Raw genomic sequence first — 26,130 nt, 5'->3', positions numbered from 1 at the left:
CGAAAGCTTTAATTGTTGTTAAGAATATGCTTTAAAGATAATTTGATTTGAGCAATAATAAAAAATAAATTAAATTTATAGAATTATTTTAATATATGTGGACAGCTTATCTGATTCTGACTGTATTGTTGTTAATTGTAACCATACTGCCAAAAATTCAACATTCTCACTGGATATTCCGGGTTCCGGAATTTGGTAAAATACAGATCACGGTATTTATACTTTTGACTATTATTCTCGGTTTCGCCGCTCCCGGTAAATCTGAATATTTCTGGTATTATCAGGGACTTTTATTAGTCATGCTCATCCATCACAGCATCATTCTCATTAAATATACTCCGCTGTACCCTGTTAAAAAGTACACGCAAAAATATCAGTCTTCTAATAAACTGCATTTTATCTCTGCCAATGTTTATCAGTTTAATAAAGAATATGAACGCTTTATTCAATTGGTTAAAAAATATAAGCCTGATATGTTCCTTACTATGGAAAGTAACGGCGACTGGGAACAGGCGTTGAAACCTTTGGAAAAAGACTATCCGTACCATCATAAAGTAACGCTAGAAAACACCTACGGAATGCATTTTTATTCGAAAATTAAAATTGAAAGTTCCAGAACGCATTATTTTGTGGCAGATGATATTCCCAGCATTGAAGCGCATTTAAAAACCGAAGACGGATTTTCTTTTGTATTTTTCGGAGTTCATCCTCCACCTCCAAGTCCAACCGAAGAAGAAACCTCGAAAGAACGTGACGGTGACCTGCTAAGTACCGCAAAAAGAGTAAGGGAAATAAAAAAACCTCTTATTGTTGTCGGTGATTTTAATAATGTAGCATGGTCCAAATCCTCCATATTATTTAGAAAAACCAGTCACCTCATCGATCCCAGGATCGGACGCTCATTTGTCTCAACTTTTCACGCAAAATACCGTCTGCTGAGATTCCCGATTGACCTGATGTTCCACAGTGAAGAAATCTTTATTGAAGACCTGAAAACCCTTGAAAATTTTGGTTCCGACCATCTTCCGGTATACTGTGAATTTTTTATTGATCACGAGCAGGATAAAAAGCAGGAAGAACGCATCGACCATGCTACAAAAGAAGAAAAAGAAGAAGCCGAAGAAATGATTGAAGAAGGAAAAGAGGAAGACGGAAACAGAGATGCCATAGTTACGGAAGGGTAACGAATACAGGATTTAATTTTACTTATAAAATCCTGTAAGCTGTGTGATAATTTCCGATATAATTTTCCAGTGGTTTCGGGAAAGATTTTTGGTGAGAGCTTTCATAATCACTGATCATATAATCATTTTCGGCGATAAAATTATTCCAGGCCTCTTCCGAATCCACTTCGACGTTGTAAATTTCAATGCTGAGGTTTTTATGCGTCAGTTTATGATGCACTGTTTTTACACTTTTAATAAAAGGTAATAGTTCATCGGAAATCTGAGGAGGAAATTCAAACAGTTTTTTCCATATAAAATCCTCTTTTCTCTGCTGAATTAAAAATTCTCCGTTCCGGTGTACGAAGTAATATTTCAACTCGAGACCTTCTGCTTTTACTTTTTTTGTTTTAACAGGAAAATTATAGATTTTATTGGTTAAAAAAGCAATACAATCCTGATTTAAAGGACATTCTCCGCAAAGAGGATTTTTAGGTTTACAGACTTCCGAACCCAAATCCATCATGGCTTGATTAAAATCTCCCACATTGTCAGGTAAGATTAAATGAGCCAGATCGGAGAAATAATTAAACGCCTTGGAACTGGAAACATCAAAATCATCCGCAAAAACACGGCTTAAAACCCGGTAAAAATTACCGTCAACTGCAGGAATCTTTCCATTGAAACAGATGCTTGAAACTGCCGCCGCCGTATATTTCCCCACTCCTTTCAGCTTTAGGATTTCTTCATATTCGTCAGGAAATATTCCATCATAATCATTCATGATCTGCTGTGCCGCCTTGTGAACGTTGATTGCTCTTGAATAATACCCCAATCCTTTCCAGTAAAGTAAAACTTCATTTTCATCGGCTTCTGCAAGCGTTTTTACGTCGGGAAACCGTTCAGTAAAATTGGTATAATGACCGAGCCCCTGACTGATTCGTGTCTGCTGAAAAACAATTTCGCAGATCCATATTTTATACGGATCTTTTGTCTGTCGGAAAGGAAGATCTCTGGCATTTTTTCCGTACCAGGTCAGAAGTTTGCGACCAATGTGTTTGAAGTCTGGAGTGACCGTATTTTTCAAACTTTTATTATTTATTTTAATTAAACCTTCAGGATTGTATATTTGGCAAAGGTAAAATTATTTATCCGCTTTTACAGAATAAACCGGCGCCGCTTTCAGCCATTGATATTTTAACTTCATATCCTTTGCGATAAAACGGTAACCTTCCAGTTTTTTAAGATAAATATATGACAAAGAATCTTTCTTAAATGCAAGCTGTTGGTCAGAAACAAACTGAAAAGGGAAATTCACTATTGAATCTCTTGTTGTCTTCAGCACTTCACCCGAAGTAACCCTGTAAATAAAAATAGATTTTCCGCGTCCTGACGACTGATCTATCAGCTTTAAATTTCCGGAAGCAACTACCATATCACTTTCATCAAAACATTCCTGAGGTTTCATGACATACGCTTTTCCTTCCTGTCTTTCATCTGCGAAAAGATCAACTATCTGCTTACCCTTAATCTGTTTTTCTTCACAGCTTAAAACCAAAAAAATCAATGGCAAAAATAATAATCTGCCTTTCATAATAAATATTTTACTGATTTTGATAAAAAAAACCGATGAACAAGCACCGGTTTTATCTTAATATTTTTACTCCTGGGCGTATTCTGCATCCCATTCATTTCCGTCGTCTCCTTTATGACCGTCCAATTTGATTACAAAACTTTTCGTAGGGAAATACGGTGTTAGGCGGATGTCCAGCCAAACCCGGTCTTTATTAACCCTGTCCTGTTCAAAACGAACGATTTTAAATTTTTCAATCAACTTATCCGGGCCTTTAATATTATCCAGGAACTGAACAATTTGTCTTCTCAGATCATCTTCATTCTTGGCATTCCAGTTTTCAAAAGCTCTTCTGTTGAGGAAGTCCAATAAAACTTTGGTTACATAGTCGAATACACGAACTACAGAATACGTCTGTAATCCGATATTGTCTCCCGTGAAAAGGGTTTTTGCGGAGAATGCCATGATCTTTCCATATTCATTGACCATCGGAACAAGCCCCATTTTTTCAAGCTGTGAAATCTCGCTTTTCTTCAATTCAAATTTTACGGCATCCACTTCGTTGATATTTCCGTGTTTTTTTCCTGCTGCCACCTGAGACATGAGGGTTTTGTGGATCTTTCCTGCGAGTGAAGTGGACGGTGGAAGTTCTACATTTTCTTCCTCTCCCACTTCTTCAGCTTTGCCACGGCCAACCAACCAGTTACACGTCATAATGACATTACTTCTGTGCAGTTCTCCACCGGTAAGATTTGCGGAATGAAAAAGATCTACCACATCATCCGGTTTGTCGAGGTTGGCGAAATCGGTAACCATCATTACTTTATTTTCATTACAGATTTTTGCCCATTTCTCAATTACTTTATTAGAACCGAGATATCCCGGAATTGCTAAAATAGAATAATTGTCGCGAAGATCCAGACGGTCATAATAATTCTTGAACTCTTCTGCAATAGCATCGATGAATAAAGGATTATCAAGATCTGAAACCTGGTCTAAACTGGCATTAACAATACTTACATTGTCTACTTTATCAAGTTCCGTATTTTTATAAAACTGAGCGACTGTTCTGTAGTTCGTTTCCAGCTGGCGTACGGCATCCAGTGTATTTTTCAGGTTTGATTTTAAACTCTGATCCGCAGACTGCGCTTTTGATTTGCAGGTTTCAGCCATTTTATCAGCTGAATCGTTGCTTTCAAGAAGATTCACCCATAGGTTTATTTTCTGAAGAAGCTCTTTCCGTTCTTCTTCTTTGTTGCTGTCATTAAGGAATATTTCTTTCCTTGCTTTTCTTGTAGGGTTCATGTTGGCAATACCGTCTACAACGGATTCTACAAAACCGAAACCTCCTATTTTATTAAGTTCGGCAAGCGGATTACCTTTCGGCTGACCTGCATGTTGCTGCTGCCCCTGGTGTTGGTTTTCAGCTGGCTGTAATTTACTATCCATGATACGTGTAAAGTCTTTAGATTATTTTTCAAGTTCCTGTGCCACTTCCTTCAATACCTCGATAAACGCAGCTCTGGTCTGATCGTTTTCCAGCATATTGCGCAGAATTTTATTGGTTTTCAGCTGGCGTACAATTTTGTTGTATTGCTCCTGCTCCATGCTTAGTTGCTGGAGGTATGCTGATTTCTGGGTAAGGTTTTTGGGGGTAAAATCTGCAAGATTCTGAAAACGGAATTCTTCTTCTACTACAGTGCCATCTTCTGTCTCGTGCTGTACGTTTACAGAAGGCTGGAAATGCCTGAAGACGTCTTCCACCGTTTTTAATCCTGTTACAATTTCAGGAACATAAGACTCTTCTGAAGTAAGCTGGCTCACAATCAATGACTTATTCTCCTGTATGTTCTGGATAGCTTCATTGGCATCCACTTTCACTTCGTTTCCGCCAACGCCATAATTAAACATTGCCATATTATTGTTATTTTGAGATTTTTTATTTTGGTGTGAATCGTATTTATCAGCATCAAATAGCTGACCAATCCAATGTTTAAATTTAAAAAAAAACTGTAACATACAAAATTTTGTTAAGAATTTTCTTTAATATTTAACTTAAACAATTAAATATTAATCAAAAATCAACATTTTACGATATCACTAAGCTATGAAAAAATAAATAAAAAAACGCATCATTTCTGATGCGTTTCTCTTTTCTAACAATTTTTGGCTGTTTACCAAATTTTTATTCTTTCTTCCGGAGCTTTATACATTTTGTCGCCCGGTTTGATATCAAAAGCTTTAATGAATGCATGCTGATTTACCAACGGACCAAAAGCCCTGAAAACACCCGGAGAATGCGGATCTGTTTTTACCTGATTGATCATATACTGATCAGTAGATTTTGTTCTCCATACTGTTGCCCAGCTCATAAAAAACCGCTGATCCTGTGTGAAACCGCTGATCAGTCCCGGATTTCCATGATCTTTAAGGTACATCTGAAGCGCATCATAAGCAACTGCCACGCCTCCAAGATCTCCGATATTTTCGCCGCTTGTAAATTTACCGTTTACGAAACTTCCTTTCACCGGTTCGTAGGCACTGTACTGTGCACCAAGCTGTGCCACTTTCGCATCAAAGTTTTTACGGTCTTCATCTGTCCACCAGTTATTAAGATTCCCGTCACCGTCAAATCTTGAACCGCTGTCATCGAATCCGTGGGAAATCTCATGACCGATTACGGCTCCGATTCCGCCGAAGTTTACTGCCGGATCGGCCTTCGGGTTATAGAAAGGAGGCTGAAGAATTGCTGCCGGGAAAACAATTTCGTTATTAGAACCGCTGTAATAGGCATTTACCGTTTGCGGAGTCATTCCCCATTCTGTTTTATCAACCGGTTTCCCGATTTTATCAAGACTTCTCTGATATTGCCATGCAGAAACATTCTGAAGATTAGAATATAGTGTAGCACCGGCTTTCGGAGATTCTACTTTCATTTGAGAATAATCTTTCCATTTATCCGGATAAGCAATTTTCACTGTGAATTTAGACAGTTTTTCCTGTGCTTTTACTTTTGTAGCCGGAGACATCCAGTCCATATCATTGATGTGTTGCTTGAAGGATTTCAGGATATAATCAATGTATGTTTCCATCTGAGCTTTGGATTCCGGGGTGAAATATTTTTCAACATACAATTTTCCAAAGGCTTCGCCTAAAACACCATTCACTAGGGAAAGGCCGCGCTTATTCATCGGGCGCTGTTCTTTTTGTCCCTGAAGATATTTTGAATAAAAATCAAATCTGATCTGTTCCAGATTTTCATCCAAATTGCTTGCATTTCCATTAATCAGATGATATTTCAGATAATCTTTTAACAGTGGAAGATTTTTCTGGGTAAGAAAAGAATCCATATTCTGATAATATTTCAGCTCTCCGATGATGACTCTGTCTGTGTTGACACCTGCATTCTTAAGATAAGTCTGAAGATTTACGTTTTTAACAAGAGCCGGAAGCTCGGAAACATTTTTCGGATTGTATCTTAGATTGGCATCTCTGTTCTGTTCCAGGGTTAATAAATAATTAGCCAGCTGTTTTTCAAAATCAACTACATTTTTTGCAGCTCCCTCAGAATTTTTATAACCTAAAACTCCGAACAATTTACCTACATAAGATTGATATTCTGCAAGTGTTTTGGTGTTGGCCTCATTTACTTTTTGATAATAATCTCTTCCCAGCCCGAGATCCGGACCGCCAAGATACACGGCATTCATTTTAGAATTTTTCAGATCTGCACCTACTCTCCAGCCATAAAATGAGTTATCACCCAACTTTGTGGCTTCAAGAAGATATTTCTGGAGGTCATTCAGGTTTTTGATCGCATCAATTTTAGCCAGATCCCCTTTTATGGGAGCCAGCCCTTCTGCATTTCTTTTATCCGTATCCATAAAAGAAGCATATAGATTCTGGATTTTTTCACCTTCTGAACCTGCAGAATATGATTCTGATAAGATTTTATTTAAAATATCTAAAGAAGCATCATCTACATTTTCTCTCAGTGCATTGAAAGATCCCCAGCTCGCTTTATCTGAAGGGATCTGAGTGGTTTTCACCCAGTTTCCGTTTACGTAGCTAAAAAAATCATCCTGCGGACGCACCGATTTATCCATGTATGCTAAATTGATTCCTTCTTCTTTCATTTCCTCTTTTTTCACCGGTTCTGCAGCAACCTCTCTCACTGTTTCGGGTTTCTGAGTATCTGCTGTTTTAGCCGTACCACACGAATTTAAAAATACAAACCCAGAAAAGGCAAGTATTCCGATATTTAGCTTTTTCATTAAAAATATTTTTTGATTGTACACAAACTTACCAAATATACATAATTTATTCATAAATGTTTATGGTTTGAAATGCAAAGTTGGTGAGAAGTAAAATGTGAGAAGTGAAAAGTGAGAAGTAAGAGGTGAGAGGTGAGAAGAGAGTTCTTTAATAAAAAAACCGCTCATTGCTGAACGGTTTCTATTTGAATAAAAATATTTATTACCAGATTTTGATTCTTTCTTCCGGTTTTTTGTAAAGCTTGTCACCTTCTTTCACGTCGAATGCTTTGTAGAATGCATCAACATTGGTAAGAGGTCCGAAACTTCTGAAATATCCAGGAGAGTGCGGGTCTGTTTTCACCTGATTGATCATGTATTTCTCGCTTGATAATGTTCTCCAAACGGTTGCCCAGCTCAGGAAGAATCTCTGATCCTGTGTGTAACCACTGATAGGCCCAGGATTTCCTTTGTCTTTCAGATACATTTGTAGTGCATCATAAGCAATATTTACCCCACCTAAGTCGGCGATGTTTTCACCATTGGTAAAGGTTCCGTTTACGAACGTTCCTTTTACCGGCTCATATTTATCGTATTGTGCAGCAAGAGCTTTTGTTGCTTTTTCAAAATTAGCTTTATCCTCCGGAGTCCACCAGTCTACAAGATTTCCGTCTGCATCAAACTGTGCTCCCGAGTCATCAAATCCGTGGCTCATTTCGTGACCGATCACAGCTCCGATTCCACCAAAATTAACAGCTGCATCTGCATTAGGATTAAAGAAAGGTGGCTGAAGAATGGCTGCCGGGAATACAATCTCGTTGTTTACAGGGTTGTAATAAGCATTCACCGTCTGCGGAGTCATTCCCCATTCTGATTTGTCAACAGGTTTTCCGATTTTAGCTAAATCTTTATTGTACTGCCATTCTGTAATATTCTGAAGGTTTGAATATAGATTTCCTCCTTTAGATTCCGGAATGATTGTTAACTTAGAATAGTCTTTCCATTTATCCGGATAAGCAACTTTTACCGTGAATTTGTTTAATTTCTGCATTGCCTTTTCCTTTGTAGTAGAAGACATCCATGCTAAATTATTGATATGTACGGCAAAACTTTTCTTCAGATAATCGATCAGTTCCACCATTTGGGCTTTGGCTTCTGCAGGGAAATATTTTTCAACATATAATTTCCCGAAAGCTTCTCCTAAAGTTCCGTTAATCAACTCATATCCTCTTTTGTTTAAAGCTCTCTGCTCCTGCTGACCTCTTAAGTATTTACCATAGAAAGCAAACCTCATGTCTCCCAGTTTTTCACTTAAATAAGAAGCGCTTCCGTTGATCATGTGGAATTTAAGATAATCTTTTATTACAGGAAGATTTTTCTCATTTACCAATTTATCGAAATCTTTATAATAACCGATTTCTCCGATGATTACTTTATCCGTATTTACGCCCACCGCTTTAAGATAAGCAGGAAGATCAACCCCTTTTACCAATGTCTTCAATTCAGCCATTGTTCTTGGGTTGTACTGTAGCGTATTGTCACGGCTCTGCTCATTGGTAAGATAGGTTTTAGCAATGCTTTTTTCGTATTCTACAATACTTTTTGCAGCTGCATCAGCATTTTTATATCCTAATTCTTTCAACATAGAAGCTACATATTTTGTGTATTCTGTAATAGCTTCCGTGTTTTTGTCATTCACTTTCTGATAGTAGTCTCTACCTAATCCAAGTGATGCATTTCCTAAATAAACGGCATTCATTTTAGAATCTTTCAGATCTGCATCCACTCCCCAACCGTACATAGTATTTTCACCTTCTTTCGTTACGGAAGTTAAATAATTTTGAAGATCTTTAAGATTTTTAATCGCGTCGATTTTGTTAATATTAGCCTGGATTGGCTTGATTCCGTCTGCATTTCTTTTCTGGATATTCATATAAGTTGCATACAGATCCTGGATTTTTCTACCTTCTGTTCCATCTGCAAATTTATCTTTCAAAAGAGAATTCAGAATAGTCATTGAATTATTGTCGGTATCTTCCGCCAGCTTGTTGAAACTTCCCCAAGTCGGCTTATCGGAAGGAATTTTAGCGGTTTTCATCCATGTTCCGCTCACATAGCTGTAAAAATCGTCCTGAGGACGTACTGATTTATCCATCAGGCTAAGGTCTAAGCCTTTATCTGTCGCCTGAGCGTTCACCATCTGTGAACATATTCCTCCTAATAAAAGCAGAGAAAGCGTTAATTTTTTCATTATAATTACAATTTATACAATAGGTATATTTTATTTACAATTTGTTACTTAAAAATTTACTATTTTTAATAGTCCCGATTTATTTTTTAGAGCTTATTTTTCTGAAATTAAGATTGCTACCACATCCTGAATAACTTTCTGTGAAACGAAATGCATAAAATCAAGTCTTTCGAGATGCGGCATGTATAATTTTGAAGTAACCGCCTGATTTCCTACTCTAATGGTGTAAAAAACTGTTCCCACTTCTTTTCCGTCCTCGCCTTTTCCAGGCCCGGCCACACCGGTTGTTGATAAAGCAATATCCGTATTAAATAATTTCTGACAACCTGCCGCCATTTCACCGGCAACCTGCTCGCTGACCACTGTAAATTCTTCTACCGTTTCTGATTTAACTTTCAAAATATCAATCTTTTTCTCCGTTGCATAAGAAACAATTCCACCCGGAAAATACGCTGAACTTCCCGAAACAGAAGTAATCATTTTGGCCAATTCTCCACCGGTGCAGCTTTCTGCTGTTGAAATTGTCAGTTTTCGTTCCGTTAAAATTTCCGCAAGAATTTTTTCAATTTTATCTTCGGAAGTTGCAATAACATGATCTTTAATCAAAGGCAACAATTTCTGTATTTCATCTTCCAACTGCTGCTGAAGGAATGTCTCATTTTCTCCGGTTGCAGTCAGCCTCAACTTTACCCTAGTCCCGACAGGGAGATAAGATAATGCTAAATTTCCAGGTAAAGCCAGTTCCCAGTCTTCTATCATATCTGCTAAGATACTTTCGGGAATTCCAACTACAGAAACAATTCTTGTGGTGATATAATTCAGGCTGAATTTTTCATGCAGATACGGTACAATCTGGTCTTTGATCAATGGTTTTACTTCATAAGGAACTCCGGGAAGACTGAAAAGCAGTTTGCCGTTTTCTTCCATCATCATACAGGGCGCAGTTCCGTAATGGTTCTGAAAAACTTTTGATTTGGTGGGAACAAATGCCTGCTCTCGATTTCTTTCAAGAATTTCCAGCCGGCCCCGCCTTTCCATATATGCTTTCAGATGATTAAATGTCACCTCATCCAGCGCAATTTCGTCATTAAAAAATTCTGCAATAGCCTTTTTGGTTTTATCATCCCGGGTTGGTCCCAAACCTCCTGTGGTAATGATAAGATCCCCGATTTGAAAAGCAGAATCAATGGCCTTTTTAATGGTTTCAATCTCATCTGAAATGGTAAGAATCTGAGAGACTTTAATCCCTATATTTTTAAGTTCGGTTGCTATGAAATTAGAATTGGTGTCTACGGTGTTTCCGGATAGGATTTCGTCACCAATGGTAATCAGAACGGCATTTTTCATAAAATAATTGTCGAAAAAATTTCTACGCAAATGACGGAAAATTCTCTCTTCCGGGCAATATAAATTGATTTTTTCTATTTTTGACTGAAATTGTTTAAAACTATAATTATAAATATGTCTAAATACGACGATGCTTCATGGCATTACGGCAGCGATTTCCCTGAAGGGCTTCCTGAGAAAAACGGAGCCACCCACACCGGAATGTTCCTGAACTGGTGTATTCACAAGGATGTTATTTCTGATGAACTGAAAGAAGGCGCTGCTGAAGAAATTAAAAAATTGAAACGCCGAGAAATTACGGGAGCAGAATTTCTTATGGAGGTAATGGATGGAAAATTCTCAGAATATGACCTGAATGCTATGGGAAATGCTTTTGCACAGGACTATTATAAAGATGAAACTGATTTTGGCAACCGTTTCAGCTCATTTGCTGATGATTACGTTAATCTTTTTGACACCAAAGCAGAAGAAAATGATTATGAATATGAAACATTCTATCATATTGAAGATACTTACGAAAACTATGATCTGATGAAACAGATTGTTGATTACCGCTTTGATGAATGGAAGGAGTATAAAAATCTGAATTAATAAAAAACCTCACAGGTTTTGAAACCTGTGAGGTTTATATTTTAAAATTTATCATAATTAATTGTGCTTAACCCAGATTAATTCATCGGTCTTATAGCCTACTCTTTTTGCTTTTTCCAGGAATCGCTGTCTTATACTTTCCGGAAGTTCTTTGGTGCGGGAAAGAATCCAGAGATATTTTAAATTATTCCCCATGACTAAGGAATACTGGTAATTATCATCAATATCTACCACGTTGTAACCTGCCCAAATGGGTTTAAAGAAAGAAACTTTTAAACGGGCTTCCGTTTCTTTATTCACGAATCGGGCTTCTCCTACAGACTGTTTCCATTCTTTTTTCACGTAATTGTAGCCTTTATTGTCTACTTTAATCGTTCCGTCCTGATTTTTGGAATAGGTTGCGGTAACATTATCCATATCTTTCTCAAATTTATAATCGAAACGTGCAATTTCGTACCAGGTTCCAAGATATCTGTCGGCATTGAAATTCTGAACTGCTGTGGCGCCTTTCGGAATTCCCACAGAGCATGAACTTAAAACAAGAAGTCCTAAAACACCTAAAGAAAAGGGGATTGCAATTTTCTGAAAAGTCTTCATAATAGATTTTTTTGTGGTATCCTAAATTCTTCAAAAATGATGCCTGAACGAGATTAATTTCCTCCCGGAAATTGTACTTATGCCATAGATTGTTGCAGCCCGACTTGAGCGGAGCTCTTTTTGTGAAACAAAAAAGCGGGAGCGGAAGGCGGAAAAGCTGCCCAAAAATTAAGAAAAAACTTTCAGGAAATTATCTTTAAAACTTCCGGAAATTTCAATTTCGGTATTGTCGGAAAGTGTTGCTGTACCGCTTTTGTGATAAGATTTCACGAAACTGATATTGATAATATGGGAACGGTGAACCCTTACAAAAGGATGTTCCAGCAGATCATCGAAATGCTTCAGAAACCGGCACACCATTTTTTTGGAGCCATCCGTAAGAAACACCTGCGTAAAATTTCCATCTGCCTGAAGCCTTAGAATATCCTCCGTTTTCACCACATCAAATCCCTGCAATGTCGGGAGAATCAGCTGTTGCTTTTCGGGTTTTAACTTTAAGTTTTCAAGGAGAATTTTATTCCGGTTGAAATCTTCTTTCTTCTCAATGCTTTCTGCCACTTTGTTGACTGCCAGAATTAACTCCTGAATATCGATCGGTTTTAAAATATAATAACTCGCCGATTTATTAAGTGCCTGCAGCGAGTATTGTGAAAAAGCTGTGATGAAAATTGTTTCGTAGGAAAAATCTTTCGTTGCTTCCAACACATCAAAAGCATTTCCGAAAGGCATTTCCACATCCAGAAAAACCAGTTGCGGCTGCTTTTCGGCAATGAGCGGAACCGCTTGCTTAATATTTTCCGCTTCACCCAAAATCTCTATCTGCGGACAATATTTGTTGAGGTAATTCCTCAAAACTTCTCTTGCGATCACTTCATCGTCTACGATGACGGCTTTTATTTTCATTTGTTCACCAATTTATATCTGATTTCCACAAGAACGCCCTGTGTATTTTGTTTATCTGTAATATTGCACTGAATTTCCTGATGATAGAGATCATTCAGCAGAGCAATTCTTTCCAGAGTATTTTTCATTCCGCGGCCTTTTCTTGCTTTCTGATGTTCTGTTTTTTGTTTTTTGCTTTCTTCAATCCCGATGCCATTGTCTTCAACAGTAATTTTTAAATATTGATTGTCTTTTTCAAAATTCAGCTTTAAAAATCCTTTTGTGGTTCTGTAACGAAGTCCGTGCCAGATGGCGTTCTCAAGAAACGGCTGCACCAGCATTCCGGGAACTTTCAGGCTTTGGGTATTGAGGCTTTCATCCACTTCAATTTCATAATCGAATTTATCTGAAAAACGTGTTTTTTCTAACGCAAGATAGTTCTGAAGCAGATCCAGTTCCTGCTGAAACGGGATAAAATCTTCGGTGGAATTTTCCATCACGCCGCGCATCAGCTTCGAGAATTTGGTTAAATATTGATTGGCTTCCAGTTCATTGTTCGTGGCAATGAAATGATTAACCGAATTTAAGCTGTTAAAGATAAAATGCGGATTCATCTCACGGCGCAGCGACTGCAATGCAATTTTCTTATTTTTTATCTGAACTTTTTTTAGGGTCCTGAAAATAAAGATGATGAGTGCGGATAAAACCAGTAAAACTCCGATTAAACTGTAATTGAATACATTTTTCTTGCGAATAAGTTCATCTTTCAGCTGTTTTTCTTTTTCCAGCTGGGCAATCCGCTGTTCTGTGTCTTCCAGGATTTTCTCATCAGCAAGGCTTTTATCTTTTGACACCAGATCCGGCAGTTTTCCTAAAAAATCTCTGTAGAGCCGTACAGAAGCATCGGTATTTTCAGACATATTGTAGAGGCTGTCGAGTTTTTTCACACTTTTCTGTGCTTCAAGCGTATGCCCTTTTTCCAAAGCGATTCCGTACGATTTTTTTAACAGATTGATGGCTTCCCCGATATCATCTTTTTTAATATAAATATCTGCCAGCTCCTGAATCTGCTCTACTTCCTTTTTAGAATTATCTTTAACAAAATCCTCTTTTAAAACGGTTTTTTTGGCTTCGATGGCTTTGTCGTAGTTTTTATTTTCAACATAAAAGTCCGTTAATTTCTGATTAATTTCCAATGCCTGTTGCGGCGCTTCCTTTTTAGAAATTTTATAAGCATTCTTGAGGTTTGCTTCCGCTTTAGGAATATCATTCTGTTGAATATTCACATCTGCCATCTGGCTGTAACTTGCAGCCAGATCTCCTTTATCATTATCTTTTTCATTAAGCTGAATATTGTTCTGAATCGCCTCTTCCTTCGCTTCGGGAGAATTGACGGAAAGCCTGGTAACATCATTGGTATTAAGTGCCCGGTTTTTTTGAGGAGCAACTTCTGCAGCGCGGCTGTAATTGCTGATTGCCGGTGTTATTTTATTCTGCTTTTCCTGGGACTGGGCCAGTTTCCGGCTGGCTTTTTCAATATTCGGTTTATCATTCAGTTTTTCGTAGATGTTTTTTGCTTTGGTGTAATATTCTTCGCTTTTCCTGAAGTTTCCGTCATTAAAAAAAGTCTCACCGATATTGTAATAAGAATCTGCCTGCGCGGATTCATCTTTTGTATCCACCGCTTTTTTTAGCCTTTTGCTCTGCACCTGAACATCTTCCACAACCCTGCTCTGGGAATATGCCGTATTCCCGAAAGCCATTACAAAAAAAAGTACAAAAAGCTTTATCATTTTCATAAAACAAAGATATACATATATATAGTCCGGCAAAAACTATTCACCAAGTGAAATTCGCTATTCACCAAGTTTAGTATTTTCTGCAGAGTTTACAGGATTAAGTTTGCAGTATAATTCAAATATAAACATCATGAAAAATTCATCCATCTTCAACAAAAGCACCCTAATTTACCTTTTCTCTTCGATATTTATCTTTAATATCTCAAAAGCTCAGTTCGGAGTTTCGTCAGGTTCTGTTTCACATACCGTAAGCAACGGACTTTCGAGTGCAAATGAGCGTGGATTTCTTAATGAAAACACGATAATCGTGGAAGATTTTATGAACTACCACAAACATCAGATTAAAATTCCAAAGAAAAATGAAGTGGCATTGAGCATTGATTATGACAATACCATTCTTAACTCAGACGACAGTTTTTTACTTCAAATTGGTCTTGCAACACAAAATGTTTCAGACAGGCAACATTCAAACAAAGTAAATGTTTCTCTGGTTATCGACAATAGCGGCTCTATGGGTGGCGGTAAACTTGATAAAGTAAAAAATGCACTTAAAGTTTTTGTAAAAGGATTAAAACCTGAAGATATCATTTCAATTATAAAATTTGATGATACGGCCAATCTGGTTTTAAAATCATCAAAAATAAAAGATGTTGCCGGAAATCTGGATCTGATTATCGAAAGTATTTATCCGGCAGGCTCCACCAATATTCATTCGGGGATGATGATGGGATATTCGGAAGCACAAAAACACAATACCAAAGACTACAATAGTAAAGTAATTCTTCTTACCGACGGAATGACGAATTCAGGAATTACAGATCCTGAGACGATTTTAAGACAATCAAAAGAATTCAACGATAAAGGAATTGACATCAGCACCATCGGAGTCGGACAGCAGCTGGATTTTGATTTATTACGGAGAATTGCAACGTACGGAAGAGGTTCCAATTATTTTATAGGAGATGCTGAAAAAGACATTCAAAAAACATTTAAGGACGAATTAGAAAGCCTTTTATATAATATTGGGAAAAAGCCGAAACTAACGATCAACCTTCCTGAAGGCATGAGAATCAATAAATTTTACGGATATCAGCCTACTTATATTTCCAATCATCAGATTGAAGTAGAACTTGAAAATCTGGATTGCGGACAAACCCAAATTTTCCTGATGGAAGTTGAAAAAAATGACTTGGAAAGCTCTTTAATTTCAGCTTCATTGGTTTATGAAAAGAATGATAAAATAAAAAATATTTCGTCAAAAAAAGAATATGATGCAATGACGGAAACAACGCAACAGGAGTTAAAGAAAAATTTTCAGATTGCTAAAATGGCTACGGAACTCAAAAAAGCAGCGAAGGATTTTTCACAGACGAATATCGGAAATACCAGAAAATCCATGCAGGACATCATCAATTATTATCAGTCGTTCTGCGATAAAAAAGACGAAGACCTGAGGAGAATTTATGATATTGCCTTAAAATATTCACCTAGGCAAAATACAAGGTCTTATGAGTAAACTTTCAAGTCTTTATCACATTTTTATATGAAAAAATGGTAACATGAAAATTGAAATTCCGTTAACAGTCAACCATTTAGCATTTATTACATTTGTTAAAACCAAACATAACTATGAAAAAACAGCTTTACATTTTTCTTTTGCCTGTATTATTCCTGCAGAGTTGTTCGTTTCTTGAACAAAACAACTTCATTGAAACCAAGATCATTTCCAGCGATCTCAATGAAAAAATTGTTTACAAGTTTTATCAGACCGGGCTTCATGATTACAAAGTAGATTTTTACTCGGTGGATCAGTCCGGTTCTACCAAACTTTTTGAACATGATCTCGACGATGCGTTTACAACTTCCGAAACGTATACTATTTCAGAAAATGACGATGAACTCATTATCCGCACCAAACTTTTTTGTGAAGTAAAAAAACTCGTCACCCGAAACGGAAAATCAATTGTTCTTACCAACAGATAAACAGTTCTTCTCAGGACTGTTTTTTTATTTGAAGCTAATCCCGCTTTCCACTGTATCTTTTTGGTTACGGCTTCCGCTTCGCTCCAGCCGCAACCAAAAAGGATGTCGTTGCAATCGGGGCTAGAGTTACAGTCATTCATTTTAAACAAATTCCCCAATTCACCAAGTCAAACCTTCATTTCACCAAGTCTCGCGATTTTCAGTTTTAAATCTGGGTAATTTTACTTCAGAAGTTTAAAATTAAAAAAAAGAAATTATGAAACTGAGACATTTTTTACTGATCGGATTATTCTTTATAACAGGACTGATCAACGCACAGGAAACAAAGAAAAATTTCATTGAAGTAACCGGAATTGCAGAAATGGAAGTGGAGCCGGATGAAATTATTTTCAATGTAGGAATTAAAGGTGATAACAAAAACCAGCTTGCCGACAATGAAAAACAGTTGTTTGAAATTCTTAAAAACAATGGGGTAAAAAACGAAGACATCAAATTCAAATCGATGTACCAGAATATCTATTCCAAAACGAAAATTTTCACCAAAAATCTTCAGTTTAAAGTAACCAAGAAAACCGATATGGCAAATCTTTTTGAAAACCTCAACCAAAAATGGATTACCAGCATCAATATCGATGAGATCAGGAATACAAAAATTGCAGATTACAGAAAAACCGTTAAAATAAACGCTTTAAAAGCTGCGAAAGAAAAAGCAGACTATCTGTTGGAGAGCATGGCAAAAAAAACAGGAAATCCTCTTGAGATCGTGGAAATCGAAGACTACACCAGCGATACGGTATTGCCGATGAATTTCAGAGCGAAAACGGCAAATATCCAGCTGGAAGCTGCCGATGCCAATGTTGATTATTCATTCGACAATATTGATAATATCAAGCTGAAATACAGCATTAAAACAAAATACGAAATTCTTTAAAAACAGAAAATCATGACAACTTTTAAAATTTTAACACTGACGATAGGAACTTTAGCTCTTTTGAGTGCACAGAATTCCGGGGAATACTTAATGTGCAGCAAAGGCAGACGGGTTGCTCCTACTGAAAAAAGATTGGCTGTAAGTGAGCCTTCAAAAATTGCAGCTAAGGAAAATAAAATTCAGGTAGCTCTTCTTCTGGACACTTCCAACAGTATGGACGGACTGATTGACCAGGCAAAATCAAGGCTCTGGAATATCGTGAATACATTAACGACTTTAAAGTACAATGGAAAAGCGCCGGAAGTGGAAATCGCATTGTACGAATACGGAAATGACGGAATTACTGATGAAAATTACATCCGTCAGGTCACTCCTCTCACCCAGGACCTGGATCTGGTTTCTGAAAAGCTTTTTGCCCTGAGAACCAACGGCGGAAATGAATTTTGCGGAGCGGTAATCCGGGATGCTTCGATGAACCTGAGATGGGACAGCAATGAAAAAAGCATGAAGCTGATCTATATTGCCGGAAACGAACCTTTCGATCAGGGAAGAGTGAGCTATAAAAATGTGATTACGGATGCAAAAAGGAAAAATATTTACACCAACACTATTTTTTGTGGAAACCGAGATGAAGGAATCCGTACTTTCTGGCAAAACGGAGCATCACTGGGAGAAGGCAGATATTTCAATATCGACAGCGATCAGAAGGTCATTTATATTGAAACTCCTTATGACGTAAGAATTTCTGAGTGCAATGCAAAACTGAATGATACCTATATCTATTACGGAAGCCACGGTTCAGAATTCAAGAGCAAACAGATGCTTCAGGATAAAAATGCGGAAATACAGTCCGCTTCAAATGCAGTAGAAAGAACAGTGGCCAAGTCTAAGAAAAACGCTTACAAAAATGATCATTGGGATTTGGTAGACCGCGTGGAAAAAGACAAAGATTTTATATCAGAAGTAAAAGAATCTGAGCTCCCGGCAGAACTGAAAGGAAAAAGTAAGGAAGAAGTTAAAAAAGCAGTTGTTCAAAAGTCTGCTGAACGGGAAAAAATTCAGAAAGAGATTGAAGCACTTTCAAAGAAACGTCAGGAATATATTGACAAAGAAATGAAAAAACGTGGAAATGCTGATGCCGACGATTTAGGGAAAGCAATTGAAAGTTCCGTTATAGCACTGGCAAAGAAAAACGGATATCGCATTTAATGAATTTTATTTTCCTGTAAAAATTCCAAAGATCTTAATATTCAAAGTGATAATCAACAATATGAATCATAGTTCGTAAGATGTGACGAATGAAAGTCGCAGTATATTTTGTGTTAGGCCGCGGCTGATAGCCGCGGCCTTTTGTTTTTTCCGGCGGCTTCGCCGCCGGATAAACATCTTAAGATGTAAATTAAACTTTAAACAATTAAATGCTTTATTAACCCAATATTAAATATTGGTTTACTTTTTGTTATCAACCTAAAACTAAACCACAATAAATATTACAATATGATAACGATTATTCCAGAAGCTCCGGAGAATGTTGCGGCTTTCAATGCAACGGGAGAAGTAACAAAAGAAGATTTTGAAAACCTGGTAATCCCAAGAGTAAAGCAAAAGGTCGATCAGTTTAATGAACTGAATTACCTATTGTACCTGGATACAGATCTGGATAATTTTACCATGGGAGCCTGGCTGCAGGATGCGCTTTTAGGATTAAAAAACTTAACAAAGTGGAACAGAACCGCTATTGTTACGGACAAAGAAGGAGTGCAGAATTTCACGGACATTTTCAGTGTATTGATGCCGGGAGAGTTTAAATCTTTCCCTAAAGGAAACCTTTACAATGCCCTTTACTGGTGTAAAAACGGTAATGAAGTCGAAGCGTAATAAGCTTATTATAAAAACAACAGAAAGACCATCTTTTTAAGATGGTCTTTTTATTTATTATTTTTCACACGAAACACAATCCGCTACTGTTTGCTGATCTTCTGATGCATAAAGATATTTGTACCGTACACTAATGATGAGTCCTATCAGCGTCATCCCAACTCCCACCAGTGAAGGATAATTGAATGCATAGCCTTTTTCCAAAGGAATCCCTCCAAGAAATGCTCCCATGGCATTGGCAATATTGAAGGCCGCCTGCATAAATGCGGCTGCCATCATTTCACTTTTCGGTGCGGCTTTCATCATCATGATATTAATCGGTGCGGCTACAGACATAGACAATGCTCCGCATATAAAAGTAAGAGTAAGCGAAATGTTACGGTATTCCGATAAGAAAAATACACCGGCCAAAGAAATCATCATTAAAAACAACAGCAAAGAACATGTTTTTTCGGGACTTAGCCTATCGGATAAATATCCTCCGGCCAGATTTCCGACCACCATCCCGGCTCCGGCCAAAATCATTACGTAAGCCATATAACCTTCCGGTATTCCTGAAACAATCGTCATAAGCGGCGTAATATAGCTGAACCATGTAAACAGTCCGCCAAAACCAATCGCCGTAATCATTAAAACCAGCCAGGCTTGTCTTTTTTTAAGGAACTTTAATTCTTCCATAAAATGGGTCTCCTTATCAGACTTTACGTCCGGAAGCCATAGTTTCAGAAACAAAAGAGCCAGCAAACCAATTACCGACACAATGGCAAAATACCATCTCCAGTGAAAGCTATGGCCAATATAGGTTACAAGGGGCACCATAGCAAGATTGGCAATGGTGAGTCCTGTAAACATCAATGAAATATTGAATGCCTCTTTCCCTTTTTCAGCCATTCTTGCCGCAACTACGGTTCCCACTCCGAAAAACGCACCATGGGGAAGCCCCGAAAGAAAACGGATCATCATCATGGTAGTATAGTCTGGTGCTATAGCTGAGAGTGCATTAAATAATGTGAAAATTACCATTAATGCCATCAGTACTTTTTTAGGAGAAAATTTAACCGAATATCCAATGAGAATTGGTGCTCCCACCACTACTCCAAATGCATACGCAGAGATAAGGTGTCCTGCTTCGGGGATGCTGATCTGTAAGCTTTTTGCCATATCCGGAAGCAGTCCCATAATCGTAAACTCCGTTGTACCGATTCCCAATCCTCCAATGGCGAGAGGTATTATTTTTTTATCTAATTTCATTATATTTATTGTAAACGTGCAAAATTCGGCACAAATAATCATTTATGCATTAACCAAAATGACATAAAGTTCTTCTATATTAACCTATTGATATCAAATACTAAATATGATTTTTTTATAAGAATAAAGTTGATTCCGAATTAATTTTAATTATGCCGGGGAATCCTTTTTAATTGTACACCGTTTAAGCTTAGTTATTGAAGATATATGTATTGCTGAAGAATTGAATTATAAGCAGGAATAATAAATGGTCAAAAAAATCGCTTCAAAACTGAAGCGATATATGTTTAATGAATGTGTTTTTCTGCGTGATAAGAACTTCTCACCAACGGTGAACTTTCCACATGCCTGAATCCCAAGCTTCTTGCAAAATCTCCAAATTCATCAAACTCTTCAGGAGTAATGAATTTTTTTACAGGAAGATGTTTCTTGGTCGGCTGCAGATATTGTCCTAATGTAATGACATCTACATTTGCATTTCTGATGTCTTCAATGGTCTGAAAAACCTCATCTTTAGTCTCTCCTAAGCCGAGCATTACCCCGGTTTTGGTTCTTCGCTGGCCGGCTTCTTTCAGATATCTCAGGACATCAAGACTTCTTTCATATTTTGCCTGAATTCTTACTTCTCTGGTAAGACGCTTTACCGTTTCCATATTATGGGAAATTACTTCAGGAGCAACATCAACCAGGCGGTCAATATGTTTTGTGATCCCCTGAAAATCCGGAATCAGTGTTTCCATAGTAGTTCCCGGAGAAATTCTTCTTACGGCATTTACGGTTTCCGCCCAAAGAATGGACCCCATATCTTTCAGATCATCACGGTCTACCGAAGTAAGTACAGCATGTTTGATCTTCATTAATTTGATAGAGCGGGCAACTTTTTCAGGTTCGTCCCAGTTTACATCAAGCGGTTTTCCGGTTTTCACTCCGCAAAATCCGCAGCTTCTCGTACAGATATTCCCGAGGATCATGAAGGTTGCCGTACCTTCGCCCCAACATTCGCCCATATTCGGGCAGCTTCCGCTCTGGCAAATTGTATTTAATTTATATTTATCAACCAAAGTTCTCAGCTCTCTGTAATTCTTACCGGTAGGAAGTTTTACACGGATCCATTTTGGTTTCTGAACGGTTGTATTTTGAATTAAATCCTCCATGTATATCTCAAATTGAAGGTTCAAAGTTAGTGATTTTTTTATCGAAACAATCAAAGACAGAGATTGATGAAACATATAATTTTGTAATTTTAAATATAATTATCATCTCATGAAATCTATCTTATGCTTTTTAACGGTAACATTAAATATATTGTGTTTTGCTCAAAAAGAATTTCAGCCGCAAGGTGCTACAGTTATTGAAACGGTTGACGGAGACCTTGATGGTGACCATATTCCTGAAAAAGTAATTGTTTACAATACAAAAGATACCACTGATTTTGGCAACTTCCGTGAAATCCAGATATTAAAGAGAGTAAATCAAAAATGGACAATCCTGGAAAAGTCAAGGAATGCTATTCTAAAAAGCAAAGATGGCGGTATGATGGTCGATCCCTATCAGAGCACCGAAATTAAAAATGGAATTTTAATGATTACCCAGGCCGGAGGAAGCAGCTGGAAATGGGGCTATACGGACAAGTATCGATTCCAGAACGGGCACTTTGAGCTGATCGGATATTCATCCGACAGTGGAAAGCCTGAAGAATACTGGATCGACGTTGACTTTAACCTGTCCACAGGACAACTTATTTTTGAAAAAGAAGTTGAAAATACAGAAGAATACGGAAATTCTAAAAGAGAAGTTTTCATTAAAAAAGGAATGAAAATAAATTTGCAAAACAGAAATCAGGAAAAACAAAGAGAAATCTTACTTCCAAAAACAAAAGAGAAAGTTTATTTATGATTATGAAAATGGAATTATTCGATTTTGAGGTTAAGCATTATTTAGATTCTACAGATGACAGTCTGAACGAATAATTTTATATCGTTAATTATCTTCAAATTCATTGTTTTTTAACAATTCGGCCAATACTTTTTTCGCGCGCATTACCCGGACCTTGGTATTGGCAACAGATATACCGAGTTCTTCTGCTATTTCTTTAATACTTTTTTCCTCAAAAAACCGCAGCTTGATGATATCCTGGTAATTGGCATCCAGCGATTCAATAGTCTTAATGATTTTTTTCTGTTCTTCTTCAGAGATCATCAACTCTTCCGGAGATTTTGCATATTGATTTTTTACTTCTTCAAGATTTTCGGTAGGATCCTGATTTTCCCTGCTTTTTCTTCTCCAGAAATCGATGATGGTATTCTGAGCAATGGTAAGCACCCATGTTTTAAACTGAAAGTGAGGATCATACATATCAAGCTTTGACAATACTTTTGAAAAAACATTGACTGTTATTTCGTCTGCATCGTTTTCATCATGAACTTTTTTCATTATAAAAGAAAAAACATCAACCCAGAAAATGTTGATGAGCCTGGTCTGCGCCTTCTGGTCTTTTTCCTTTGCTTTTGTAATAAGCTGGAATAATTGTTCTTCGTTCATTATAAACAAATATACCGATTTTGGCTAAAAATACAAAGCACGGCATCCATGAATTTCGTTCCAGTAATTGTATTTCCGACTGGAGTTTAGCCCTGATCGCAGCAATTGTCTGAGCTCATTTTTTTCTTTCGGCAGCGGCCGAAGCTGCCGCCGAAAGAAAAAAATAGCGAGTGCGGAGAGCAGGAAAAAGCTCCTAAAAAAGAAATTAAAAGTTTAGATAATTATAAATGACAAATTCTTCCCTTCGCCTTATTTCCCTGAAATGATTATCTTTGCACCTAAATTTTAAAGTTAAAAATAATGAACTCTTTTATTGAAGAATTGAAATGGCGCGGTCTTTTTGCAGACATGATGCCCGGAACGGATGAACAACTGAATAAGGAAATGACAACAGCCTATATCGGTTTTGATCCTACTGCGGATTCTTTACATATTGGAAGTCTTATTCAGATAAAAATTCTTGCCCACTTTCAACAGCACGGTCATAAGCCCATTGCTTTGGTAGGAGGTGCTACAGGAATGATTGGAGATCCTTCGGGAAAATCTTCAGAAAGAAATCTTTTGGATGAGGAAACACTTCTTCATTATGTAGACTGCCTGAAAAATCAGCTGTCAAGATTTCTTGACTTCTCAGGAAGTGAGCCTAATAAAGCTGAGCTTGTCAATAATTATGACTGGATGAAGAATATTTCTTTCCTTGATTTTGCAAAAAATGTGGGAAAAAATATTACCGTCAATTATATGATGGCCAAAGATTCCGTAAAAAAAAGATTTTCGGGGGAAGCCGGAGCAGAAGGAATGAGTTTTACGGAGTTTACGTACCAGCTGATCCAGGGGTATGATTTTCTGCATTTGTACCAGAATAACAATGTGAAACTTCAGATGGGAGGTTCCGACCAGTGGGGAAATATCACTACCGGAACGGAACTGATCCGCAGAAAAGCACAGGGCGAAGCGTTTGCATTAACGGTTCCTTTGATCACCAAAGCCGACGGTTCCAAATTCGGTAAATCCGAAAGCGGAGAAAACTACTGGCTGGATAAAAAGAAAACTTCTCCTTACAAATTCTACCAGTTCTGGCTGAATGCGACGGATGATGATGCAGAACGATTCATTAAATTCTATACATTCCTGGGAAAAGAGGAAATAGAAAACTTAGTTGAAGAACATAAAACAGCTCCTAATGAAAGAAAACTTCAGAAAAAACTGGCTGAAGAGGTGACGGTTTGGGTTCACGGGAGAGAAGAATATGAAAAAGCATTAAAGGCTTCTGAAATTCTTTTCGGACGTTCCACTGCCGAGGACATGGTAAGTCTGGATGAAGCAACTTTTCTTGAACTTTTCGACGGCGTACCACAAAAAGAAATCGCAAAATCTGATGCTTTAGGAATTAACATTATTGATCTTCTTTCGGAAAAATCGGGTTTTCTGAAATCTAAAAGTGAAGCCTCTAGAGAAATTAAGGGCAATGCAATTTCCGTTAACAAGCAAAAAGTAAATGATACTTTTATGGCAAATGAAAGTGATCTTATCGACGGTAAATTCCTCTTGCTTCAAAAAGGAAAGAAAAATTATTTTATTGTAAAAGCGATTTAATTTATTTCTTATAAAAAGATTCGGGCGCGGGATTTTCAATCCCGCGCCCGAATCTTTTTTATGTCAAGCTTGATATTTCAGATTTACTCATAAAAAAAGACCGCCTAAGCAGTCTTATATATTATTAATATTATATTCTTATAATTCTAAAAAGCTGTAATATGTAGAAGCATTTTTCTCTCCAGATCCTACTACTTTTTTCGTTTTTGCAAGTTCTCCGTCAACGTAAATATTCACGATCAATTCTGAATCTGCATAAGGAAGAACTGCATTAGCTGCAATGCTTACCTGAGACTGACTTGAGCTTACAAATTGGTCTCCTGATGACCAGACTAATCCTGTTGGGTTAAAAGTTGTCTGAGGACTTGTTCCTATCTGGGTAACAACCGCTTTAAAATTCACAGTAGGAGGTGTTGTAGGAGGAGGAGTTGGGCCTTTTACATTTATTTTTGCCTCAAGCTGAATAATATGATCCGTGAACTCGTCTTCGTCATCATCTTTACAAGAGTTAAGAACAGAAATTACCGAAAATAGTACGGCGAATAAAAAAGAAAGCTTTAGTAAACTTTTTGATTTGTAAAATTGCTTCATTTTTTCCAAATAGATTTTTAATGTTTCAAATATAGGTTTTTTATCAATATAAAAATAGGTTTCGTGAAAATTTTCCAATAAAAATTTCTAAAAAATATCGATTTAATAAATCTTATTTGTAATATAAAGACAGTTTGTCATTCCATTTAAGATGGTCTCATTTTTACTTTATGAAATGATCATTAAACCTTTATTAATTATCTTTGCCCAATGAATTTAGATTATATTGTAAGAGAGCCGGAACATATCACTTCAGAAACAACGATCCTTTTTATGCTTCACGGATACGGAAGCAATGAACAGGATCTCTTCAGCTTTCGGGAAACCCTTCCGGCAGACTGGATTATCGTAAGCTTCAGAGCTCCTAAACCAACACAGTTTGAGGGATATTCATGGTATAATATCGATTTTAATAATCCTGAACACTTTGTAGATGTTCAACAGGCAACAGAATCCCTAAACAGTATTTTGGAAAGCATTCTGAATATCATCAACCGTTACGGCATTACGAACGGAAAAACACATCTCTGCGGTTTTAGTCAGGGTGGGATTCTATGCTATGCACTTGCCCTGAAATATCCTGAAATGTTTAATCTGATTGCATGCTTAAGCAGTTATCCTGAAGAAAAACTGCTGGATAATATTGTGAAAGACAAGAAAAAACTTGAAAAACTTCGCTTCTTTATTTCTCATGGAACAGACGATGCTATCATTCCGCTGGATTGGGGAAGAAAGGCTGCCGATCTACTGTATGACCTCGGGTGCTACTTTTCGTTCAGGGAATATATGAGCGGTCACGGTGTAAACCAGAAAAATTACATGGATCTTATGGATTTTTTCTCGAAATAATTTTACAATTATTCATCCTTTTTTTTAATTGTTTAAAAATATTCAGGCGTTCTC

Annotated in this window: 24 protein-coding genes; 10 read left to right on the top strand and 14 right to left on the bottom strand. The window is 37.2% G+C overall.

The window, feature by feature from the left end; translation table 11 throughout:
• Positions 1–95: 95 nt before the first annotated feature.
• Positions 96–1,184 (top strand): endonuclease/exonuclease/phosphatase family protein, encoded by a 1,089-nt coding sequence (locus tag ODE14_RS00640; RefSeq protein ID WP_263602552.1) that lies wholly within the window; start codon positions 96–98, stop codon positions 1,182–1,184.
• Between the two features lie 22 nt (positions 1,185–1,206).
• Here the strand turns inward: ODE14_RS00640 and mutY are convergent, their stop codons facing one another.
• The 7 genes from mutY to ODE14_RS00605 all read right to left on the bottom strand — a co-directional run bounded on the left by mutY (position 1,207) and on the right by ODE14_RS00605 (position 10,587).
• Positions 1,207–2,250, bottom strand: a complete 1,044-nt coding sequence (gene mutY / locus ODE14_RS00635) for an A/G-specific adenine glycosylase (RefSeq protein ID WP_263602551.1) — start codon at positions 2,248–2,250, stop codon at positions 1,207–1,209.
• Positions 2,251–2,307: 57 nt separating this feature from the next.
• Positions 2,308–2,757: a hypothetical protein gene (locus ODE14_RS00630; RefSeq protein WP_263602550.1), complete on the bottom strand. Its 450-nt coding sequence runs from the start codon at positions 2,755–2,757 to the stop codon at positions 2,308–2,310.
• A gap of 66 nt (positions 2,758–2,823) precedes the next feature.
• Positions 2,824–4,185, bottom strand: a complete 1,362-nt coding sequence (locus ODE14_RS00625) for a DUF5458 family protein (RefSeq protein ID WP_248394325.1) — start codon at positions 4,183–4,185, stop codon at positions 2,824–2,826.
• Positions 4,186–4,206: 21 nt separating this feature from the next.
• Complete coding sequence (locus tag ODE14_RS00620; RefSeq protein WP_083573216.1) at positions 4,207–4,755, bottom strand: type VI secretion system contractile sheath small subunit; 549 nt, start codon at positions 4,753–4,755, stop codon at positions 4,207–4,209.
• A 155-nt stretch (positions 4,756–4,910) separates the two neighbouring features.
• Positions 4,911–7,010 (bottom strand): M13 family metallopeptidase, encoded by a 2,100-nt coding sequence (locus ODE14_RS00615; RefSeq protein WP_263602549.1) that lies wholly within the window; start codon positions 7,008–7,010, stop codon positions 4,911–4,913.
• A 202-nt stretch (positions 7,011–7,212) separates the two neighbouring features.
• Positions 7,213–9,240, bottom strand: a complete 2,028-nt coding sequence (locus ODE14_RS00610) for a M13 family metallopeptidase (protein WP_263602548.1) — start codon at positions 9,238–9,240, stop codon at positions 7,213–7,215.
• A gap of 93 nt (positions 9,241–9,333) precedes the next feature.
• On the bottom strand, positions 9,334–10,587 hold the full coding sequence (locus ODE14_RS00605; RefSeq protein ID WP_248394331.1) for a CinA family nicotinamide mononucleotide deamidase-related protein: 1,254 nt from the start codon (positions 10,585–10,587) through the stop codon (positions 9,334–9,336).
• A gap of 114 nt (positions 10,588–10,701) precedes the next feature.
• Here ODE14_RS00605 and ODE14_RS00600 point away from each other — a divergent pair, with 114 nt between their 5' ends.
• Complete coding sequence (locus ODE14_RS00600; RefSeq protein ID WP_263602547.1) at positions 10,702–11,178, top strand: hypothetical protein; 477 nt, start codon at positions 10,702–10,704, stop codon at positions 11,176–11,178.
• 57 nt (positions 11,179–11,235) lie between these two features.
• Here the strand turns inward: ODE14_RS00600 and ODE14_RS00595 are convergent, their stop codons facing one another.
• The 3 genes from ODE14_RS00595 to ODE14_RS00585 all read right to left on the bottom strand — a co-directional run bounded on the left by ODE14_RS00595 (position 11,236) and on the right by ODE14_RS00585 (position 14,450).
• The gene (locus tag ODE14_RS00595; RefSeq protein WP_263602546.1) at positions 11,236–11,775 is read right to left on the bottom strand and encodes a lipocalin family protein; all 540 of its coding nucleotides are present in this window, start codon (positions 11,773–11,775) and stop codon (positions 11,236–11,238) included.
• A gap of 168 nt (positions 11,776–11,943) precedes the next feature.
• Positions 11,944–12,678, bottom strand: a complete 735-nt coding sequence (locus tag ODE14_RS00590; RefSeq protein WP_263602545.1) for a LytR/AlgR family response regulator transcription factor — start codon at positions 12,676–12,678, stop codon at positions 11,944–11,946.
• A complete protein-coding gene (locus ODE14_RS00585) occupies positions 12,675–14,450 on the bottom strand; it encodes a histidine kinase (protein ID WP_263602544.1) in 1,776 nt (591 codons plus the stop codon). Before ODE14_RS00585 ends, ODE14_RS00590 begins: the two co-directional genes overlap by 4 nt.
• A gap of 136 nt (positions 14,451–14,586) precedes the next feature.
• Here ODE14_RS00585 and ODE14_RS00580 point away from each other — a divergent pair, with 136 nt between their 5' ends.
• From ODE14_RS00580 to ODE14_RS00560, 5 genes are all read left to right on the top strand, one after another.
• Positions 14,587–15,972 (top strand): vWA domain-containing protein, encoded by a 1,386-nt coding sequence (locus ODE14_RS00580; protein WP_263602543.1) that lies wholly within the window; start codon positions 14,587–14,589, stop codon positions 15,970–15,972.
• A gap of 113 nt (positions 15,973–16,085) precedes the next feature.
• Entirely contained in the window at positions 16,086–16,439 is a 354-nt protein-coding gene (locus ODE14_RS00575; protein ID WP_248394340.1) for a hypothetical protein, read from the top strand.
• Between the two features lie 256 nt (positions 16,440–16,695).
• The gene (locus ODE14_RS00570; protein ID WP_263602542.1) at positions 16,696–17,370 is read left to right on the top strand and encodes an SIMPL domain-containing protein; all 675 of its coding nucleotides are present in this window, start codon (positions 16,696–16,698) and stop codon (positions 17,368–17,370) included.
• Between the two features lie 12 nt (positions 17,371–17,382).
• Positions 17,383–18,579 (top strand): VWA domain-containing protein, encoded by a 1,197-nt coding sequence (locus ODE14_RS00565; RefSeq protein WP_263602541.1) that lies wholly within the window; start codon positions 17,383–17,385, stop codon positions 18,577–18,579.
• Between the two features lie 288 nt (positions 18,580–18,867).
• A complete protein-coding gene (locus tag ODE14_RS00560; RefSeq protein ID WP_029296622.1) occupies positions 18,868–19,248 on the top strand; it encodes an STAS/SEC14 domain-containing protein in 381 nt (126 codons plus the stop codon).
• 57 nt (positions 19,249–19,305) lie between these two features.
• Here ODE14_RS00560 and ODE14_RS00555 read toward each other — a convergent pair whose 3' ends face one another.
• Both ODE14_RS00555 and lipA read right to left on the bottom strand, forming a co-directional pair.
• A complete protein-coding gene (locus ODE14_RS00555) occupies positions 19,306–20,499 on the bottom strand; it encodes an MFS transporter (protein ID WP_263602540.1) in 1,194 nt (397 codons plus the stop codon).
• A 287-nt stretch (positions 20,500–20,786) separates the two neighbouring features.
• Positions 20,787–21,653, bottom strand: coding sequence for a lipoyl synthase (gene lipA, locus ODE14_RS00550; RefSeq protein ID WP_248394344.1), 867 nt, complete (start codon positions 21,651–21,653; stop codon positions 20,787–20,789).
• A gap of 109 nt (positions 21,654–21,762) precedes the next feature.
• Between lipA and ODE14_RS00545 the strand changes: the two genes are divergently transcribed.
• Positions 21,763–22,395 carry a hypothetical protein gene (locus tag ODE14_RS00545; RefSeq protein WP_263602539.1) on the top strand — a complete coding sequence of 211 codons (633 nt, stop codon included), beginning with the start codon at positions 21,763–21,765 and terminating at the stop codon, positions 22,393–22,395.
• 84 nt (positions 22,396–22,479) lie between these two features.
• On the opposite strand, the gene ODE14_RS00540 is transcribed toward ODE14_RS00545, so the two are convergent.
• Complete coding sequence (locus ODE14_RS00540; protein ID WP_263602538.1) at positions 22,480–23,040, bottom strand: RNA polymerase sigma factor; 561 nt, start codon at positions 23,038–23,040, stop codon at positions 22,480–22,482.
• A gap of 300 nt (positions 23,041–23,340) precedes the next feature.
• Here ODE14_RS00540 and tyrS point away from each other — a divergent pair, with 300 nt between their 5' ends.
• Positions 23,341–24,636: a tyrosine--tRNA ligase gene (gene tyrS / locus ODE14_RS00535; RefSeq protein ID WP_248394350.1), complete on the top strand. Its 1,296-nt coding sequence runs from the start codon at positions 23,341–23,343 to the stop codon at positions 24,634–24,636.
• A gap of 138 nt (positions 24,637–24,774) precedes the next feature.
• Here tyrS and ODE14_RS00530 read toward each other — a convergent pair whose 3' ends face one another.
• Positions 24,775–25,227, bottom strand: coding sequence for a hypothetical protein (locus ODE14_RS00530; RefSeq protein ID WP_248394352.1), 453 nt, complete (start codon positions 25,225–25,227; stop codon positions 24,775–24,777).
• Between the two features lie 210 nt (positions 25,228–25,437).
• Between ODE14_RS00530 and ODE14_RS00525 the strand changes: the two genes are divergently transcribed.
• Positions 25,438–26,076, top strand: coding sequence for an alpha/beta hydrolase (locus ODE14_RS00525; protein WP_263602537.1), 639 nt, complete (start codon positions 25,438–25,440; stop codon positions 26,074–26,076).
• The last annotated feature ends 54 nt before the right edge of the window (positions 26,077–26,130 follow it).

Origin of the sequence: Chryseobacterium sp. PET-29 (assembly GCF_025736815.1) — a bacterium.
Taxonomy (GTDB): domain Bacteria; phylum Bacteroidota; class Bacteroidia; order Flavobacteriales; family Weeksellaceae; genus Chryseobacterium; species Chryseobacterium nepalense.
Note: the sequence above shows the minus strand (reverse complement) of the source record. Positions and strands in the feature narration are given on the sequence as shown.

What these genes read in the sequence shown, in the direction of transcription:
- ODE14_RS00540 (WP_263602538.1), bottom strand. Translation starts at nt 23,040, where the DNA reads ATGAACGAAGAACAATTATTCCAGCTTATTACAAAAGCAAAGGAAAAA.
- ODE14_RS00555 (WP_263602540.1), bottom strand. Translation starts at nt 20,499, where the DNA reads ATGAAATTAGATAAAAAAATAATACCTCTCGCCATTGGAGGATTGGGA.
- ODE14_RS00605 (WP_248394331.1), bottom strand. Translation starts at nt 10,587, where the DNA reads ATGAAAAATGCCGTTCTGATTACCATTGGTGACGAAATCCTATCCGGA.
- ODE14_RS00580 (WP_263602543.1), top strand. Translation starts at nt 14,587, where the DNA reads ATGAAAAATTCATCCATCTTCAACAAAAGCACCCTAATTTACCTTTTC.
- ODE14_RS00640 (WP_263602552.1), top strand. Translation starts at nt 96, where the DNA reads ATGTGGACAGCTTATCTGATTCTGACTGTATTGTTGTTAATTGTAACC.
- tyrS (WP_248394350.1), top strand. Translation starts at nt 23,341, where the DNA reads ATGAACTCTTTTATTGAAGAATTGAAATGGCGCGGTCTTTTTGCAGAC.
- ODE14_RS00525 (WP_263602537.1), top strand. Translation starts at nt 25,438, where the DNA reads ATGAATTTAGATTATATTGTAAGAGAGCCGGAACATATCACTTCAGAA.
- ODE14_RS00625 (WP_248394325.1), bottom strand. Translation starts at nt 4,185, where the DNA reads ATGGATAGTAAATTACAGCCAGCTGAAAACCAACACCAGGGGCAGCAG.
- ODE14_RS00530 (WP_248394352.1), bottom strand. Translation starts at nt 25,227, where the DNA reads ATGAAGCAATTTTACAAATCAAAAAGTTTACTAAAGCTTTCTTTTTTA.
- ODE14_RS00595 (WP_263602546.1), bottom strand. Translation starts at nt 11,775, where the DNA reads ATGAAGACTTTTCAGAAAATTGCAATCCCCTTTTCTTTAGGTGTTTTA.
- ODE14_RS00630 (WP_263602550.1), bottom strand. Translation starts at nt 2,757, where the DNA reads ATGAAAGGCAGATTATTATTTTTGCCATTGATTTTTTTGGTTTTAAGC.
- ODE14_RS00545 (WP_263602539.1), top strand. Translation starts at nt 21,763, where the DNA reads ATGAAATCTATCTTATGCTTTTTAACGGTAACATTAAATATATTGTGT.
- lipA (WP_248394344.1), bottom strand. Translation starts at nt 21,653, where the DNA reads ATGGAGGATTTAATTCAAAATACAACCGTTCAGAAACCAAAATGGATC.
- ODE14_RS00610 (WP_263602548.1), bottom strand. Translation starts at nt 9,240, where the DNA reads ATGAAAAAATTAACGCTTTCTCTGCTTTTATTAGGAGGAATATGTTCA.
- ODE14_RS00600 (WP_263602547.1), top strand. Translation starts at nt 10,702, where the DNA reads ATGTCTAAATACGACGATGCTTCATGGCATTACGGCAGCGATTTCCCT.
- ODE14_RS00615 (WP_263602549.1), bottom strand. Translation starts at nt 7,010, where the DNA reads ATGAAAAAGCTAAATATCGGAATACTTGCCTTTTCTGGGTTTGTATTT.
- ODE14_RS00560 (WP_029296622.1), top strand. Translation starts at nt 18,868, where the DNA reads ATGATAACGATTATTCCAGAAGCTCCGGAGAATGTTGCGGCTTTCAAT.
- ODE14_RS00565 (WP_263602541.1), top strand. Translation starts at nt 17,383, where the DNA reads ATGACAACTTTTAAAATTTTAACACTGACGATAGGAACTTTAGCTCTT.
- ODE14_RS00585 (WP_263602544.1), bottom strand. Translation starts at nt 14,450, where the DNA reads ATGATAAAGCTTTTTGTACTTTTTTTTGTAATGGCTTTCGGGAATACG.
- ODE14_RS00590 (WP_263602545.1), bottom strand. Translation starts at nt 12,678, where the DNA reads ATGAAAATAAAAGCCGTCATCGTAGACGATGAAGTGATCGCAAGAGAA.
- ODE14_RS00620 (WP_083573216.1), bottom strand. Translation starts at nt 4,755, where the DNA reads ATGTTACAGTTTTTTTTTAAATTTAAACATTGGATTGGTCAGCTATTT.
- ODE14_RS00575 (WP_248394340.1), top strand. Translation starts at nt 16,086, where the DNA reads ATGAAAAAACAGCTTTACATTTTTCTTTTGCCTGTATTATTCCTGCAG.
- ODE14_RS00570 (WP_263602542.1), top strand. Translation starts at nt 16,696, where the DNA reads ATGAAACTGAGACATTTTTTACTGATCGGATTATTCTTTATAACAGGA.